The following is a 16,135-nucleotide window of genomic DNA, read 5'->3' as shown; positions in this document are numbered from 1 at the left end:
ATTAATTTGGCAAAGTAATATAATTGAAGAATTTGTTACAAAAAAAGGAGGATATTATGAAATTTGTAAAAAGTAAGTTCATTGCACTTGTAACAATTTTGATGCTGTCAGTCACATCGCTGTTTGCGATGCAGCCGTCAGCAAAAGCCGCTGAACACAATCCAGTCGTGATGGTTCACGGTATTGGAGGAGCGTCATTCAATTTTGCGGGAATTAAGAGTTATTTGGCGTCTCAAGGCTGGTCGCGGGACAAGCTGTATGCGGTTGATTTTTGGGACAAGACAGGCACGAATTATAACAATGGCCCGGTATTATCACGATTTGTGCAAAAGGTTTTGGATGAAACGGGTGCGAAAAAGGTGGATATTGTCGCTCACAGCATGGGGGGCGCGAACACACTTTACTACATAAAAAATTTGGACGGCGGAAATAAAATTGAAAATGTCGTAACGCTTGGCGGCGCGAACCGTTTGGTGACAAACAAGGCGCTCCCAGGAACAGATCCGAATCAAAAGATTTTATACACATCCATTTACAGCAGTGCCGATATGATTGTCATGAATTATTTATCAAGATTAGACGGTGCTAAAAACGTTCAAATTCATGGTGTTGGGCACATCGGTTTATTGATGAACAGCCAAGTCAACAGCTTGATTAAAGAAGGACTGAACGGCGGAGGCCAAAATACGAACTAACGAGATACATAACCTTGAAGAATGCTATTCTTCAAGGTTATTCTGCTTTCTGCACAATTGTTTTCGCAGCCATATCATGAACGGCTTGTTTTTTCTTCGTAAATGCGGCTGTCAAATAGATCAGGCGGGAGAACACATGCACCCACGCTATCAGGTAACGGACAATCGCCTGTGGGACGGATATTTTTTCATATGTTTCGTCTCGCACGATTTGCAGCCCGATGATTTTTTTGCCCAGTGTACCCCTCCAATTTGTCAGCGGCATCAGCAAAGGATACACAAGCAGCATCAATATGGCGATAATAATGACGCCGGCGGACCCGTCGCCAAACGTAAATCCGGCTGCCAAAATCACTGCTGCGGCAATGATCACATCAAGTAAAAGAGCGCAGGCGCGCAGCATAAAACCAGCTGGTTCCAACATAAACACTCCTTAAAATTTTACATAAATACCTAACCATTGTAAAAAAGAGGGCCTAAAGTGGGAATAGGTTATAAGTCTTAAATCACAAAAGTTGGTGTAAAAGTCATAGGTAAATTGACATCATCAGCCAACTTATCATATTACCAAATTCTTTTTTAGCCCGAAACCAAGCCCTCAGAAGTTATTTTTGTTAAAATAGAAAAGTTACAACAGAATTCGGAGGGTTTATTGTGGGAAAAGTGAAACGAAATGCCCCTTGCCCATGCGGCAGCGGCAAGAAATATAAAAAATGCTGCGGAAGTAAAGTTGTCGACTTCCCGACAGAACTAGCGGCAAAAGAAGCAAAACAAATTCAGGAAGACTTAGTGGAGTATGCCTTCACAGTACATAGAGAAGGCATTTCAGGCTTTATCAACCAGCATGATTTTCTTTCTGCTATGGACAGACAGACGAAAGACATCAGCGTATTTAACTTAGGAATCTGGGGAATCTTCTTCCATCAGCTTGCTGGTGAAAAGACAATCTTCGAAGAGTACCTTCAGAAAAAAGGCGATTCGATCACTCGTCCGAAAACGCGTGAGATCGTTGAATCATGGAAGAGCATGACGCCTGCTTTATTGCTGTTGCAAGACCTGAAAGAAGGTGTCATTCACTTTGAAGATGTCATTACGAAAAAACAATTCGAAGTGGAAATGGACGCCAATAACCAAGACCTCCCGCCAGTGGGAAGCCTGATTCTCGGATATCCAATCCACGAAGCGGAAAAAGCGGAATTCTTCATGCAGTTCACGATCTTCCCGGTGAAGAGAACAGAAGCACTGATCAGCAAGGTGAAGAAATATGCGGATGCCGCTGTGAAGAACGGCAAAACGCCGGAGGACTTCATGAAGCAGGAATTCAACAATGTTCTGTTCGCGCTGTTAACGGAGAAAGATGAAGAGCCGCAAGCAGAGACAGCAGCGGAAGAAAGCAGTGTTGAGTGGGCAAACGACATGGAGAAAGAAACAGCTGCGGCTATCGAAGAAGGCTTGAGCGGAGATGAGTATCCGACTGAATTGATTCCGGCTGTCATTGATATCTGGAAAACATTCTGCGAGAAAAAATCACCTGTCATCAGAAAACCGGAAGCTTTTGCGGCGGCAGTTGAATATTATGTAAATGCGATTTCTCTTAACGGCGCGTCCGTTTCTCAAGCCAAACTGGCAAAAAAATACGGCGTCAGCGCATCAACGATTTCCAGTCGTTACAAAGAAATTGAAAGCACACTGCAGGATGAAGCGGACCGTTTTGCACAAGCGTTATCCTCATAATGAAAAAAACCTTGAAAAGCCGAGCTTTTCAAGGTTTTTTTATTTCTGAAACGGAATTTTGATTTCTAACCGGAAGACGGGGTGGCGGTAGGTAAAATCCAGCCTGCCAAAAGCGCTCTTCACCAGTTTTTGAATGATATACGTGCCCATGCCTTCATGAGGGCCGCTTTTCGTGGAACGGCCAAACGATTGATACAGTCTATCGAGCACTTTTGGGTCCATGCCAGGCGTGCTGTTTTCACAAATCAGCACATAAAGCCCGCTTCGCAGCGAAGTTTCCAGCTTAATCTCCGCTTTTTCTTGGGTCTCCGCCGCGCTGTCGAGCGCATTTTCCAATATGTTGCCGACCAAGCTGACCTGATCAGCTGGTGAAAACGGAAGTGAAGAAAGCGGTGTATGCATATGCAGTGAAACCGTGATACCTGAAACACGTGCTTTTTCAAGAAAATCATAAAGCACTCCTGCAACGTACGCATTCTCTCCCTTCAAAAACCGGTCATATTGACTGTACTGATCCGCCCAGTTTTGAATATATGCTTGTGTATCTGCCTTGGACTGCGCTGAACGGATCGCTGTTATATGCTTCATTGTGTCGTGATTCCGGCTTCTGACGTCCATCAGCATTCGATTGGCATGCTGTTCCGCTTGAGTCAGCTGAACAATTTTGTCAGAAAACCTAGCCAGCGAAGCAGACTGTCCGATACGGAGCCCTTCACATGCTGCAAATATCACGATCACAAACAATGCCGGCAGTATAGTCACGCTATTCAGCACCGCCGCCGCTGACATCAATTGGATAACGGCAATCCACGCGCAAAGCTGGAAGGAACAGCGGTCCCACACCCGCTTCGTTTTCCATAGGTACAATCCTGCTGCCGCTGCGCCTAAAGCAGCGGCGAGCCAAGAGACGGCTGTACTGTGCGAAAGAGCAGCAGCCCCCTGATAAAATATGAAACTAAATAAAAACAGATAAAGACATTGAAAAAGGGTAATCACGTCCTGAACTCCTCAAAAATAGTAGTTTTGAAAATAATCAAGCTGCTGCTTGGTGATCATCGCTTTTTTAGGCGTTCCCTCAAAGGAAACCGTAAACGAATGCTTTGTATAAGCGGAAAAATGTTTTATGTAATGAATGTTGATAATAAAGGAACGATGCGAACGGAGAAAATCCTTCTCCGGCAGATCGCCTTTAATATCATTTAATGTTTGATACGTCTGCACTTCTTCGGCGGTTGTCACAATCGTCGTCGAACGTCCCGTCCGTTCTGCGAAAATGATATCCTTTTTTTGCAGCACGTGCATTTCAGATTTTTGCTTAATCAATATCCGCCCATTCAAACTCGTTTCCGTTTTCTTTTTCAAATAACGTTCGAAGGAAGCGTTCAGCCGGTCGGCATGGTACGGCTTCATAATATAATCATGGACATTCAGGTCAAAGGCGTGAACGGCATAGCCGCCGTTGCCGGTGACGAAAATCACATCCACATCAAGCGAATGGGATCTGATCAAATCAGCAAGCTCATAACCAGACATATGAGGCATCTCGATATCGGCAAGCAGCAGATCAATGTCTCCGGTCTTCACCCGGCTGTAGGCTTCCTCCGCTGAATCGGTGGAAAAGACAATTTCGACATCCTGCATTCTGGATACAATCGCTTCCAGTTTCTCTAAATCTACTCGATAGTCATCGACAAGTCCGACTTTTACCATTATCATTCCCCTAGTTACATAGAATCATCTTTATTCTATCCCATTTCGCGACATAAAAAGAACTCTTCGCGACAACTTTATCCAACAAATCCAGTATTTCGTATATAGTCATTACTAGAAATAACGAAAAGGGAGATTGTGACATGATTACACTGACCGATTGCAGCCGCAGGTTTCATGATAAGAAAAAAGTAGTCAAAGCGGTGCGAGATGTAAGCCTAACAATTCAAAAAGGAGAAGTCGTCGGCATTCTCGGAGAAAACGGTGCCGGCAAAACGACGATGCTGAGAATGATTGCTGCCTTGCTTGAACCGTCACAGGGTGCAATCACAGTAGCCGGCTTTGACACGGTCAAGCAGCCGGCCGAGGTCAAAAAAAGAATCGGCGTCTTATTCGGAGGAGAAACCGGACTTTACGACAGGATGACCGCTAAAGAAAATCTGCAATATTTCGGCCGGCTGTACGGACTGAACCGTCACGAGATCAAAGCCAGAATAGAAGATTTATCGAAACGGTTCGGCATGCGCGATTATATGAACCGCAGAGTGGGCGGGTTTTCGAAAGGCATGAGGCAGAAAGTCGCGATAGCCAGGGCGCTGATTCACGATCCTGACATCATTTTATTTGATGAGCCGACAACAGGGCTTGATATTACATCCAGCAACATCTTTCGCGAATTCATCCAGCAGCTGAAAAGAGAACAAAAAACCATTCTTTTCTCCAGCCACATTATGGAGGAAGTGCAGGCGCTCTGTGACAGTGTCATCATGATTCACAGCGGAGAGGTGATTTACCGGGGAGCGCTTGAATCATTATACGAGAGCGAGCGGAGCGAGGATTTGAATTACATCTTTATGTCTAAGCTTGTCAGGGGGATTTCTTAAATGCTGAGCCACATTTATAAAAAAGAAATGATCGACGCTTTGCGCGACAGAAAAACGATTTTACTCACGATCTTAGTTCCGATGATTACAATGCTCGGGCTTGTCTTCTTTTATGAAAGCATGCTGTCCGACAAAGGGGAGCAATACACACTGGCTGTCGGCCATTCTCTGCCGCCCGCACTGGAAAACAAGCTCAATGCGATTGACGAGATCAGCGTAAAAACATTTGCAAAGCCTAAAGAAGCGGTTGATGATGGAAAAGCAGATGCCTATTTGAACGTCCCGAAAGAGTTCAACTCATATGTCAACAGCATGACGCCTTTTGAGGTTGATGTGTATGGCAATTCAATCGATCAAGGGTCGTCAAATGCCATGCAGCTTGTGCAGTCTGCCTTAGATCAATACAAAAATGAAATTGTGCAGGAACGTTTAACCGATAAACATATTGATCAATCGGTGATCCAGCCGTTTACGATTCAGCAAAAGGAAGCGGACGAGGAGAAAGGGGCTTCCGCTATTATGATTTCTGCCATTCTGCCCATGCTGATCCTAACATCCATTGTTTCCGGCGCAATGCCGATTGCTCTTGATATCATGGCCGGGGAAAAGGACCGGAAATCAATCGAGGCGCTGCTGTTGACGCCAGTCAGCAGAAACAAAGTGCTGGTCGGCAAGTGGCTTGCGGTTTCTACTTTTGGAGTTGCCTCAGGTGTATTGGCTTTGGTGTTTTTGATTTTGTCCACCGTGTTATTTACCGAAAATTTAAAGACGGCCTTCCAACTCGGAGATCATATGTGGAGTGTAATCGGCGCTTCAGCCCTCATCATTGTGCTTTCTGCATTGCTGATCTCTGCGATGGAGCTTTTCATCAGCATCATTTCCAGCTCGGTAAAAGAAGCGCAAAGCTATATGTCTCTCGTCGTCTTTCTGCCTATGTTCCCGATGTTTTTCATCTTCAGCAAGGCACCGAACCAATTTGATTTATCGTACTTTGTCATCCCGTTTCTGAACCTGCATGCGTTATTCAAACAGCTTTTATTCGGGATGGTTGACCCGGTTGCCATTTTGTGCACGTCAGGAACCATTGCCGTGCTTATCGCCATTTTCTATTTACTGGCCAGAGCCTGTTTCTTGAAAGATAAATGGGTTCTGCCAAAATAAACTTGCAAAAGGAGAAATACACTTTCTCCTTTTTGTATATCCTGAAAAAAGAAGGAAAATAGAAAAAGGATATCTAATACAGAAAGTGACCCTGCACTATTTTTCATCAAAATTGGTTTCAAAGGAGAAGGAACAATGGATCAAACACGTACACTTGGCAAGACGAAGCTGCAGGTGAAGCGGATCGGATTCGGTGCGAATGCGGTCGGCGGGCATAATCTATTTCCGAACCTGAATGATGAAACAGGGAAAGATTTGGTGCGCACGGCATTGGATGGCGGCGTGAACTTTATCGACACCGCCTTTATATATGGACTGGGGCGTTCCGAAGAACTAATCGGCGAGGTCGTGCGGGAACGCGGCGTGCGGAATGATCTCATTATTGCTACCAAAGGGGCCCATAAAGAAGTGAACGGCAGCATTGAACTAGACAACAGCCGTGAATTTCTTCGCGGCGAGGTGGAAAAGAGCCTGAAGCGGCTGAAAACAGATTACATTGATTTGTATTATGTTCATTTCCCGGATGGCAAAACGCCTCTCGCTGAAGTGGCAGGCACGCTGAAGGAGCTGAAGGATGAGGGGAAAATCAAAGCGATCGGCGCTTCGAACCTCGACTATCAGCAATTGCAGGAATGTAATGCAGACGGCTATTTGGAGGTCTTTCAGGCAGAATACTCGCTTATTCAGCGTGATGCCGAAAAGGAGCTGCTTCCGTACTGTGAAAAACACGGCATTTCCTTTATTCCTTATTTTCCGCTCGCGTCCGGACTGCTGACAGGAAAATTCACGAAAGACACGGTCTTCGAAGACTTTAGAAAGGACAAGCCGCAATTTCAGGGAGAAACGTTTATTCACAATCTCAAAAAAGTAGACAAGCTGAAAGCGGTAGCGGAGGAAAAACAAGCGGAGACGGCACATGTCGCCTTGGCGTGGCTGTTAACGAGACCGGCGATAGACGCCATCATTCCAGGTGCTAAGCGTCCGGAACAGCTGAAGGATAACCTGAAAACCTTGAACATAGAACTGACCGAAGATGAGTCGAATTTCATCAGTGAGATTTTCACATAAAAAAGGAAATAGCCTTGGAGGCTATTTCCTTTTGGGGTTTTATTCTTTAATGAATGCTTCGACTAATTCTGCTGCTCTGTAATCGTCCATATCAAGCTGCCATTGGTCGATGTCATTTTTCTTCATTTTCACTTCAACCGTTTTTTCAGATGAAGCCGGCCCGAGCTTTTTGAATTCCTCAGGATATACTTGAAGCGCGTATTTCACAGCTTCTTCATAGCTTGCGCCAGCATTTTTGCTGTAGTAGTCTTTCACTCTGTCTTCGATGCGATCTGAGAGTGAAGATGCATCTACTGGTTTAATTGTGGCTTCAACAATCGCTTCGTCTTTGGAGATCGAAGTTGTTTTCGCCTGAATGGAAGAGTTTTTGCTTAATCCCGCTTTAATGCCGTTCACGATATTATCAAGCGCTTTGCTGTCCGCATATGTGCTGGAAAGGCCGGAAGCTGAGAGATAGCCGTCTTTGGCGGACTCGTTGAAATCATTTACAATTTCATTTTTGTTGGCACCGGTGATTTTTTCAAAATCAGCATTGTCTTTACCGAAAAGAAGGACATCAACATAAGCTGATAACGCTTTTGCAGAGTCTTGGAGCTGGTCTGCTGTCGCAAGTATTTTTTTGTCTTTTCCGTCAATTTTGAAAGTAACTGATTTCGGCTTTTTATCACCGTAAGATTCAGGTGTATAGTTAAGCTCGTATTTCTCGCCTTTATCTACAACGAAGAAAAGGTTTCCTTCAACGGACTTGTCAGCGTTAATCGTGCTGCCTTGAAGCTTTTCGTTATAGTCTTCAGGATCTGTGTCAGACATTTTGGTATCACCTTGATACAAAGTGAAATCCATACTGTCTACATTAAGCGGTTCTTTTCCTGTGTTTTTCACAGCGACATTGACTTTTAACACAAGCTGGTCATCTGAAGTGGACTTATCATACTGGGACGGAAGTGTATAAGAGACATCTTTGATTTTGACTTGAGCTATATCTGAGCTTTTTTCTGTTTCTGAATTTTTCTTCTCCGCGCTTGTTTTGCTTCCGGAACAAGCAGCTGTAAACAACATCAGCAGAAGAATTAGGAAAATAGCGTACGTTTTTTTCTGAAACATTCATTTTTCCTCCTCAAATGGTTTAGGGAAGGGAGTCTTTTGTCTTTAAGAAATGGATCTTTTTGAATGGATTAGCATCATATAACCAAAAAAATCAGTTCTTTTCTCACGGTTTTCACCGGATTTTCTGGAAACTCCGCCCTTCTTTGTCATGAATGGACCTATAAAAAGTTACAACGGAATTAATTTTAAGATTATTAGCTTTTATATTGAATAGGTTCATCATACTATTTTTGGTGAAAAATGTTCTGGTAAAACTGGTAAACTCAGAAATTTGTGTATTTTAGACTACTACTTTTTGATTAGTTGAAGGGGACATAAGAATAATGAAAGGAGCCGTCTTGGTGAAAAAAGAGGAACTGAAACAAAAAGCACTGGAAATCGGCCGGGTGCCGACACACTTAAAACTGGAAATTGAAGATTATGGCGATGATGAGAAAAGAGCACATTTTTGTTGGGTAGATCCTCAGGATGAACACATCGGCATTATCGTGGAACTTGGGACGGACGGGCAGCCGGAATCCCTTTCCCGTGATATTGAGCCTGAAAGCGAAGAAAGGCTGTCTGAGCAGCAATTGGAGGATATCATGCGCCAATTTGTCGAGACTCATTATCCCGGCGCGCTCTCTGCCTTTGTCCGTGAAGAAAATGACCGTACATACGACGATAAAGTGAGATTTTCATATGTTCAAATAGAAGACGGGCTTCCTCTTCCCATGAGCGGATTTATGGCTGAAGTTTCCTTATCAGGTGAGATCATTTACTTCCGCTATTATGGCAAAGCGGGCAGCATCATCAAGCCAAAGCGGGTCGCGAATTATGAAGAGGCGCTTGCCTTCATCAAGAAGGACGTGGAGTTCGACCTTTTGTTTGAGGTTCTCCATCGTTCTGTTTACAAAAACGGGGACGATCAGCCGCATTTGGTGTATGAGCCTGAATGCAGGGCCATTACCGTACCTGCGGATTTGGTTCAAGAAGAAAAAGAATTTGATGAAGACGATGACAGGGAGCGGGAAAGCTTTCCTCTCCCTTTATTCGAGGACATTCACGAAAAGGCTGATCCTAGAAGCATGATCGGTATCGAAAAAGGTTTTGTCAAAGAGCGGGAAACGGATTTGGGAGATGGGAGAATCGGGACCGTTTGGCGGAATCCGGATGATCCTGTGTATCAACCGGCTGATAAAAGCATGGACAGCTGGTTGAAAGGGCGGACTCATCAAGTGCTGAAAACCATCCATAACAAAGAAACCGGAAAACTCGAAGACGTCATGTCATTTATGGAGAAAAAGGGGCCGTTGACAGTAACTGAGGCAGAGTGCGAAAAAATTGCGCTTCGCTTCCTGTTTGCTTTATTTCCGAATGCCGATCAATATTTTAAGATCAGGTACGATGAACCGGATAAAGAAGAAAACGCAGTCGCTGGTTTTACATTTGAAGCGCACTGTCACGGGGTCCCGCTCCGGTTTGGGCAGATCAGAATCTGCGTCAGCCGCCAGACAGGGCACATTACCGTTTATATGGGACCGGATATTGACCCAAAGGAGCTGGAAACCATTCATCCCGTTCCGTCCATTTCTGCAGAACAAGCCAAGTCTATTTTTTGGCAGCATTTTAGAGTTGAGCTGGGCTGGGAGAGAGAATACCGTGATGATGAAGAACACACCTACCGGCTCGTCTACAAACCGGTGTATCCGCGTTTTATTGAAGCCCATACAGGAGAGCCCGTTATCAGTTCATGGTAAAACAATCAAAAGTCACATAAATGCCGCAGTTGTAAAAGGTGATATGTGATGAAAGTAGCAGAAAGGATATTGAAAAACAATGACAATAATAGAAAAGGACCTTTCTTCACTTTAAATGAAGAAAGGTCTTTTTATATAATAAACAGGATTCTCTTTGTCGTAGACTCTTTGAAAGGATGACTTCATTGGTTACTAAACAGCTGAAAAAGAAGGCGCAAGAGATCGGGAATGTACCGCCTCATTATGAGCTTGAGATAGAAGATTACGACCAGAAGCAAAAGAAGAAGGGGCAGGCATATTTCATCTGGAAGGACCCTGAAGATCCGGAAAAGCACATTATAGTTGAACTCGGAAATGATGGTGCTTTACTCACCTTTTCAACAACCGTGCGCTCTGAGGCAGACAAAAAACTTCCAGATGCCGAGCTGAAGCTGACGGCTCTTCAGTTTGCTGCTGCCAACCATCCCGGCACATTTATGAAATTTCATTTTCAAGGCAAGGAAGAACGGGGGCAGCACGTCCGTTTTGTCTATACCAAAATGGAACTGGGGCTTCCGCTTCCCAATTCAGGCTTTTTAATTGATATGACACGCAGCGGACAGATTGTCCATTTTTTATATTACGGAGAAGAGCATAAAGCCGAAGTTCCAAAGGAATTTGTAGCAAAAGAGAAGGTTGTGTCTCATTACTTAAATACAATGTCTTTGCAGCTGATGTACGATGTCATTGATGGCGAACAGTCACCCAGGCTTGTGTATGAACCGATTCTGCCGGGATACAGCTATCCCGCGGATGTAGACGAAATCGTGCCCGACCAGCATATTGCAGATGAAAGAATAGAAAACGGGGCGCCCCTGCCGCCGCTTCAGAACACGGACGAAATCGATATATATGCCATGCTGGGCCTCACCTCTGATATGCAGAAAGTCAGTGAAAAGGACTTTGGAGAAGAAATGGGAAGCACGTGGCGCAAAGGCACTGCGCCGGAGCGGAGGGATTTAAGCATAGGAAGCTATTTTGAAACGAGAAATAAAAACACAATCAAAATGAAGACTGATAAAAGAACAGGAAAATTAAAAGCGGCGATCTCTTTTATGGACCAGCGGAACACCCGCCAATGCTCAACGGAAGAATGCCAGGAGACAGCGCTTCAATTTTTGTATGCCCTCTATCCGAGAGCGGCTGAGTTTTTCAAAGTGAATCCCGTCCGAATTGATGAAAGAGGGAGGGTCCGCAATCATTTTTCTGTCTGGTATAAAGAAGTGCCGCTGCGGTTCGGCGCTGCCCGCATCATTGTCAATCCGGAAACCGGAAAGATTGACGCTTTTATGGCGCCGGATATTGACCCTGAACAATTAGAAACAATAAATCACAGGCCGGATGTTTCAGCTGAAGAAGCGAGAGAAACGTTTTTAGCCGCTTTTGATGTGAAGCTGGAATGGCAGCCTGATTTTACAGCAGGCAGCGGTCAGCATTACAAACTTGTATATAAGCCGGTTTATCCTTCCTATATTGATGCGCACATAAGGAAAAAGAAAAGGCTGTGAGGGTGTCTAGTCAGGAATCATCTCCAAGTGGGGGTAGTCCTTGAATCGTTTCCAGTCCCCGCCCCACTTAAAACCGAGTTTCTTAGCAATCTCGACAACCTCCAGCCAATCTGATTTTCCGTTTTGATTGCCGTCATATTCCATATCCCATATGATGCTGCCATCCTTTTTTTGAAGGGCGAAATCAATAGCTAAACCATAGTTATGATACGATTCCCCTCCTCTTGCATAGGTGACAATATTCCCTTTTTTTGTACGTCCCTGTTTATATAATTCGTCTTGTTCCTTAAAGGACCTGAATCCTTCTGTAATGACAACGCTAATGCCTTTATTCGCTGCTGCGGCCTTTAGAGCGTCGGCATTCTGCTTCACAATCGGATGAAGAGCCGAAGGAACGGGCATATCCTGCAGGGCGTTTTGAGAATGCCATTCGTGCCGTATATAACTAAAACACAGATCAAGAAGAAACAGAATACATAAGATAACGGATGTTTTTGCGGATAATTTCATATCGGTCTCACTTTCTCATGATGTGTTGAATGTTAACGCTTTTAAGAGATTGACTCTCTCTAAAAGAGAACAGCTATGATAAAATATAACATAAATAGTAGCAGGAGGAAGGAGGCAGACCGATGAGAGCAAAGATTCCATCTGAAGAAGTAGCAGTAAAGCTAAACGAATGGTACAAGCTCATTCGCGCATTTGAAGCAGATCAAGCAGAAGCGTTAAAGCAGGAGATTGAATACGATTTAGAAGACATGGAAGAAAATCAGGACTTGCTTTTATATTTTTCTTTGATGGAATTCCGGCATCGAATCATGCTCGATAAGCTGATGCCGGTGAAAGACAGCGACACCAAGCCTCCGTTCTCTGATATGCTGAAAGAAATTGAAAGCAATCAGCAAAAACTCACAGGCTTATTGGAATACTACTTTTATTATTTCAGAGGAATGTACGAATTTAAGCAGAAAAATTTTATATTAGCGATTGACCATTATAAACATGCCGAGGAAAAGCTCGAGTATGTCGAGGATGAGATCGAAAAAGCTGAGTTTCTTTTTAAGGTTGCCGAAGTGTATTATCACATCAAACAAACATATTTTTCCATGAATTATGCGAGCCAGGCGCTTGATATTTATACGAAATATGAACTGTACGGGCGCCGCCGCGTACAGTGTGAATTTATCATCGCCGGAAATTTGACCGATGTTTATCATCATGAAAAAGCGCTGACACACTTGTGCAGCGCCTTAGATCATGCAAGACAGCTTGAGGAAGCGTATATGATTGCCGCTGCCCATTATAATGTCGGACACTGCAAATACAGTCTGGGCGATTTCAGTGAAGCAGAGGGCTATTTCAAAAGAGCCGCAGCCATTTTTGAGGAGCACAACTTTCAGCAGGCCGTTCAAGCTGTTTTTTCACTGACCCATATCTACTGTAAACAGGGAAAATACGACAAAGCGTTAGAGATGTATGGCCGCGGGATAAAGAGCGCGGCTGAATGGGAAGATGACATGTACTTAACGAAATTCCGCCTCATTCATGAGCTGTATCTTGGCGACGGCGACCGGAGCGTGCTTGAAGAATGCTTTGACCTGCTGGAATCCCGCCAGCTTCTTGCCGATGCTGAAGAACTGCTGCATGATACAGCGGAACGCTTCAATCAGCAAGAACGCTACGAGTCCGCCGCATTCTTTTACCGCAGGCTGATGAACATTAAAAAAACGCTTGCCGAGCAGCGTTTTCAATAGAAGATGGCAGAGAACATACAGGTTCTCTGCTTTTTTATGCTGTTTCCAACCCGGAAAAATAGGGTATTTTCCACTGCATAATGAAAATTCAGAGGAGGATATCGTTTATGTATAAAGACTTAACCGGAAAAACAGCGATTGTGACAGGCTCTTCAAAAGGAATCGGGAGAGCCATTGCGGAACGGTTCGGACAAGAGAAAATGAATGTTGTCGTGAACTATCACAGCGATCCGTCGGGAGCCGATGAAACTGTGGACATCATTAAGAATAACGGAGGGCAGGCCGTCGCAGTTGAGGCGGACGTGTCAAAAGAAGAAGGGATTCAGGCGCTCTTGGACGCCGCTTTAGAGCATTTCGGCACACTTGATGTGATGGTGAACAACTCCGGCTTTAACGGCGCGGAGGCCATGCCGCATGAGATGAGCCTTGAAGATTGGCAGAGAGTCATTGATGTCAACGTCACCGGAACCTTTATGGGAGCAAAAGCAGCGCTTAGCCACATGATGAAAAACAATATCAAAGGCAATGTGCTGAATATCTCGAGTGTTCACCAGCAGATCCCGCGCCCCGTCAACGTTCAGTATTCCACGTCCAAAGGCGGTATCAAGATGATGACAGAAACGCTTGCGCTCAACTATGCGGATAAAGGAATCCGCGTCAACGCGATAGCACCCGGCACCATTGCCACAGAATCAAATGTTGATACGAAAAAGGAAGAGAGCAGGCAAAAACAACTGAAAAAAATCCCGATGAAAGCCTTCGGAAAACCGGAAGAGGTGGCGGCAGCAGCTGCTTGGCTCGTATCTGAGGAAGCAAGCTATGTGACCGGCACAACACTCTTCGTCGATGGCGGAATGACACTTTATCCGTCTCAGCTTGAATAGAACACAAAACAGGGGGACTGCGGGATGAAAACAGAGTGGTGGAAGGATGCGGTGGTGTATCAAATTTATCCAAGGAGCTTTCAGGACAGCAATGGAGATGGAATTGGAGACTTGCGGGGGATCATTTCCCGTCTTGACTACATAAAGGAACTCGGGGCAGATGTGATTTGGATTTGCCCGATTTATCCTTCTCCGAATGTTGATTACGGTTATGATGTGACGGACCATAAGACGATTATGGATTCTTACGGAACGATGGATGATTTTCACGAGCTGCTTGACCAGGTGCACCATCGCGGGTTAAAGCTGGTGATGGACTTTGTGTTAAATCACACCTCGGTCGAGCATCCGTGGTTTAAAAAAGCGGAGCTGGACAAAAACAGTAAATACCGCAGCTATTACTTTTGGCGCCCCGGCACAAAGAACGGCCCGCCGACGGACTGGGTGTCTGACTATGGATGCCCGGTTTGGCAATACGAGGAGCATACGGGGGAATATTATCTCCACATGAATGCTGTCAAACAAGCTGATTTAAATTGGGAGCATCCTGAGGTACGCCAAGCGGTATTTGACATGATGAGATTTTGGCTCGATAAAGGGGTGGACGGCTTGCGCATTGATCAGCTCCATCTCATCTCTAAGAAAGAATATCTTCCTTCGTATGAGGACTATATCAATCAGCAGGCAGAGCCGAAGCCTTTCCAGCCAAATGGCGAACGAATCCATGACTATTTAAAAGAAATGACAGATGAAGTATTTTCCCGGTACGATGTGATGTCTGTCGGAGAGGTTGGCAGTGTCACACCGGAGGAAGGGCTGAAGTATACGGGAACTGATAAGCATGAACTAAATATGATTTTTCATTTTCAGCATATGGAGCTTGACCAGCAGCCCGGAAAAGAACATTGGGATCTGAAACCCCTTGAGCTTTCTGATTTAAAATCGGTTTTGACAACATGGCAAAAGAAGCTTGAACATCAAGGCTGGAATACATTGTATTGGTGCAACCACGACCAGCCCCGGATTGTGTCCAGATTCGGAGACGATGGGGAATACCGCAAAGCATCCGCGAAAATGCTGGCCACCGTTCTTTATCTCATGAAGGGCACGCCGTATATATATCAGGGCGAAGAAATTGGGATGACAAACGCGCCGTTTACCCGGATTGAGGACTACAAAGATATCCAAACGATCAATATGTATCATAAACGGGTGTTTGAAAAAGGCTATGATCCAGAAGATGTGATGAGATCAGTCTTAGCCAAAAGCAGGGATCACGCCCGGACACCGATGCAGTGGAGCAGCGGCAAGAATGCCGGATTTACTGACGGCACGCCCTGGCTGAAGGTCAACCCGAACTTCTCGTCCATCAATGTGGAGGAAGATCAGACAGACCCTGATTCGATCTTAACCTATTACAAAAAGCTGATCAGCCTGAGAAAGCAGTACGCTGACCTCATCAAAGGGAGCTATGACCTTTTGCTTCCGGATGATCCGCAGCTGTTTGTATACATGAGAGAAAACGGCAAACAGCAGCTTTTGTCGGTCAATAACTTTTCAAAAGACCAAGCTGTTTTCCGGTGGCCTAAGCACTGCGGCAAGGAGCAATCATCCCTGCTTCTCAGCAATTATAAAAACAACGGTGATCTTGCTGATGAAATGGTGTTTCAGCCTTACGAGAGCAGAGTGTATCTTCTCGACAAAACAGTCAAATGACTCATCCCGGCTTTTTCAGCCGGGTTTTTTAAGTACATATATTCGCACCATAGACGGGAAGAATAAAATCAAAATGAAAATTAATCTTGCAAAACGTAATGACTTCGGTTTATTATGATATAGGATTACAAAATCG

At 44.7% G+C, this 16,135-nt stretch carries 16 protein-coding genes; 10 read left to right on the top strand and 6 right to left on the bottom strand.

The genetic code is table 11. The features are described 5' to 3' along the window. Positions 1-56 precede the first annotated feature (56 nt). Entirely contained in the window at positions 57-695 is a 639-nt protein-coding gene (gene lipA / locus LWH95_RS03375; protein WP_003241287.1) for a lipase LipA, read from the top strand. A gap of 37 nt (positions 696-732) precedes the next feature. Here the strand turns inward: lipA and LWH95_RS03370 are convergent, their stop codons facing one another. Continuing rightward, a complete protein-coding gene (locus LWH95_RS03370; protein WP_225516534.1) occupies positions 733-1,116 on the bottom strand; it encodes an RDD family protein in 384 nt (127 codons plus the stop codon). Positions 1,117-1,349: 233 nt separating this feature from the next. Between LWH95_RS03370 and LWH95_RS03365 the strand changes: the two genes are divergently transcribed. After that, positions 1,350-2,429: a helix-turn-helix domain-containing protein gene (locus LWH95_RS03365; RefSeq protein WP_232918955.1), complete on the top strand. Its 1,080-nt coding sequence runs from the start codon at positions 1,350-1,352 to the stop codon at positions 2,427-2,429. Positions 2,430-2,468: 39 nt separating this feature from the next. On the opposite strand, the gene LWH95_RS03360 is transcribed toward LWH95_RS03365, so the two are convergent. Continuing rightward, positions 2,469-3,425, bottom strand: coding sequence for a sensor histidine kinase (locus LWH95_RS03360; protein WP_232918954.1), 957 nt, complete (start codon positions 3,423-3,425; stop codon positions 2,469-2,471). Between the two features lie 12 nt (positions 3,426-3,437). Continuing rightward, positions 3,438-4,139: a two-component system response regulator NatR gene (gene natR / locus LWH95_RS03355; protein ID WP_003241280.1), complete on the bottom strand. Its 702-nt coding sequence runs from the start codon at positions 4,137-4,139 to the stop codon at positions 3,438-3,440. Between the two features lie 143 nt (positions 4,140-4,282). On the opposite strand from natR, the gene natA reads away from it, so the two are divergent. From natA to LWH95_RS03340, 3 genes are all read left to right on the top strand, one after another. Further along, on the top strand, positions 4,283-5,023 hold the full coding sequence (natA, locus tag LWH95_RS03350) for a sodium ABC transporter ATP-binding protein NatA (RefSeq protein ID WP_064815247.1): 741 nt from the start codon (positions 4,283-4,285) through the stop codon (positions 5,021-5,023). Continuing rightward, positions 5,024-6,184 carry a sodium ABC transporter permease NatB gene (gene natB / locus LWH95_RS03345; RefSeq protein ID WP_232918953.1) on the top strand — a complete coding sequence of 387 codons (1,161 nt, stop codon included), beginning with the start codon at positions 5,024-5,026 and terminating at the stop codon, positions 6,182-6,184. It begins immediately after the preceding gene. Between the two features lie 135 nt (positions 6,185-6,319). Then, positions 6,320-7,252 (top strand): aldo/keto reductase, encoded by a 933-nt coding sequence (locus LWH95_RS03340; protein WP_003241274.1) that lies wholly within the window; start codon positions 6,320-6,322, stop codon positions 7,250-7,252. A 39-nt stretch (positions 7,253-7,291) separates the two neighbouring features. Here LWH95_RS03340 and LWH95_RS03335 read toward each other — a convergent pair whose 3' ends face one another. Next, entirely contained in the window at positions 7,292-8,356 is a 1,065-nt protein-coding gene (locus tag LWH95_RS03335; RefSeq protein ID WP_019257388.1) for a DUF4352 domain-containing protein, read from the bottom strand. A gap of 45 nt (positions 8,357-8,401) precedes the next feature. Next, on the bottom strand, positions 8,402-8,509 hold the full coding sequence (locus LWH95_RS03330) for a hypothetical protein (protein WP_119913350.1): 108 nt from the start codon (positions 8,507-8,509) through the stop codon (positions 8,402-8,404). A 173-nt stretch (positions 8,510-8,682) separates the two neighbouring features. On the opposite strand from LWH95_RS03330, the gene LWH95_RS03325 reads away from it, so the two are divergent. Next, positions 8,683-10,098: a YcdB/YcdC domain-containing protein gene (locus tag LWH95_RS03325; protein WP_232918952.1), complete on the top strand. Its 1,416-nt coding sequence runs from the start codon at positions 8,683-8,685 to the stop codon at positions 10,096-10,098. A 185-nt stretch (positions 10,099-10,283) separates the two neighbouring features. Next, positions 10,284-11,645: a YcdB/YcdC domain-containing protein gene (locus tag LWH95_RS03320; RefSeq protein ID WP_232918951.1), complete on the top strand. Its 1,362-nt coding sequence runs from the start codon at positions 10,284-10,286 to the stop codon at positions 11,643-11,645. A 6-nt stretch (positions 11,646-11,651) separates the two neighbouring features. Here the strand turns inward: LWH95_RS03320 and cwlK are convergent, their stop codons facing one another. Beyond that, a complete protein-coding gene (cwlK, locus tag LWH95_RS03315) occupies positions 11,652-12,155 on the bottom strand; it encodes a peptidoglycan L-alanyl-D-glutamate endopeptidase CwlK (RefSeq protein WP_003241264.1) in 504 nt (167 codons plus the stop codon). 122 nt (positions 12,156-12,277) lie between these two features. Between cwlK and rapJ the strand changes: the two genes are divergently transcribed. The 3 genes from rapJ (at position 12,278) to LWH95_RS03300 (ending at position 15,999) form a co-directional block, all read left to right on the top strand. Beyond that, positions 12,278-13,399 carry a response regulator aspartate phosphatase gene (rapJ, locus tag LWH95_RS03310; RefSeq protein WP_232918950.1) on the top strand — a complete coding sequence of 374 codons (1,122 nt, stop codon included), beginning with the start codon at positions 12,278-12,280 and terminating at the stop codon, positions 13,397-13,399. Positions 13,400-13,506: 107 nt separating this feature from the next. Continuing rightward, on the top strand, positions 13,507-14,283 hold the full coding sequence (locus tag LWH95_RS03305; protein ID WP_232918949.1) for an SDR family oxidoreductase: 777 nt from the start codon (positions 13,507-13,509) through the stop codon (positions 14,281-14,283). A 24-nt stretch (positions 14,284-14,307) separates the two neighbouring features. After that, positions 14,308-15,999 (top strand): glycoside hydrolase family 13 protein, encoded by a 1,692-nt coding sequence (locus LWH95_RS03300; RefSeq protein ID WP_232918948.1) that lies wholly within the window; start codon positions 14,308-14,310, stop codon positions 15,997-15,999. Positions 16,000-16,135 lie beyond the last annotated feature (136 nt).

The sequence above is a fragment of the Bacillus sp. G16 genome, from assembly GCF_021282335.1.
In the GTDB taxonomy this organism is placed as follows: Bacteria; Bacillota; Bacilli; order Bacillales; family Bacillaceae; genus Bacillus; species Bacillus inaquosorum.
This window is presented reverse-complemented; position numbering and strand designations above follow the sequence as displayed.

What these genes read in the sequence shown, in the direction of transcription:
- lipA (WP_003241287.1), top strand. Translation starts at nt 57, where the DNA reads ATGAAATTTGTAAAAAGTAAGTTCATTGCACTTGTAACAATTTTGATG.
- natR (WP_003241280.1), bottom strand. Translation starts at nt 4,139, where the DNA reads ATGGTAAAAGTCGGACTTGTCGATGACTATCGAGTAGATTTAGAGAAA.
- natA (WP_064815247.1), top strand. Translation starts at nt 4,283, where the DNA reads ATGATTACACTGACCGATTGCAGCCGCAGGTTTCATGATAAGAAAAAA.
- natB (WP_232918953.1), top strand. Translation starts at nt 5,024, where the DNA reads ATGCTGAGCCACATTTATAAAAAAGAAATGATCGACGCTTTGCGCGAC.
- LWH95_RS03340 (WP_003241274.1), top strand. Translation starts at nt 6,320, where the DNA reads ATGGATCAAACACGTACACTTGGCAAGACGAAGCTGCAGGTGAAGCGG.
- LWH95_RS03335 (WP_019257388.1), bottom strand. Translation starts at nt 8,356, where the DNA reads ATGTTTCAGAAAAAAACGTACGCTATTTTCCTAATTCTTCTGCTGATG.
- LWH95_RS03330 (WP_119913350.1), bottom strand. Translation starts at nt 8,509, where the DNA reads ATGACAAAGAAGGGCGGAGTTTCCAGAAAATCCGGTGAAAACCGTGAG.
- LWH95_RS03325 (WP_232918952.1), top strand. Translation starts at nt 8,683, where the DNA reads ATGAAAGGAGCCGTCTTGGTGAAAAAAGAGGAACTGAAACAAAAAGCA.
- cwlK (WP_003241264.1), bottom strand. Translation starts at nt 12,155, where the DNA reads ATGAAATTATCCGCAAAAACATCCGTTATCTTATGTATTCTGTTTCTT.
- rapJ (WP_232918950.1), top strand. Translation starts at nt 12,278, where the DNA reads ATGAGAGCAAAGATTCCATCTGAAGAAGTAGCAGTAAAGCTAAACGAA.
- LWH95_RS03305 (WP_232918949.1), top strand. Translation starts at nt 13,507, where the DNA reads ATGTATAAAGACTTAACCGGAAAAACAGCGATTGTGACAGGCTCTTCA.
- LWH95_RS03300 (WP_232918948.1), top strand. Translation starts at nt 14,308, where the DNA reads ATGAAAACAGAGTGGTGGAAGGATGCGGTGGTGTATCAAATTTATCCA.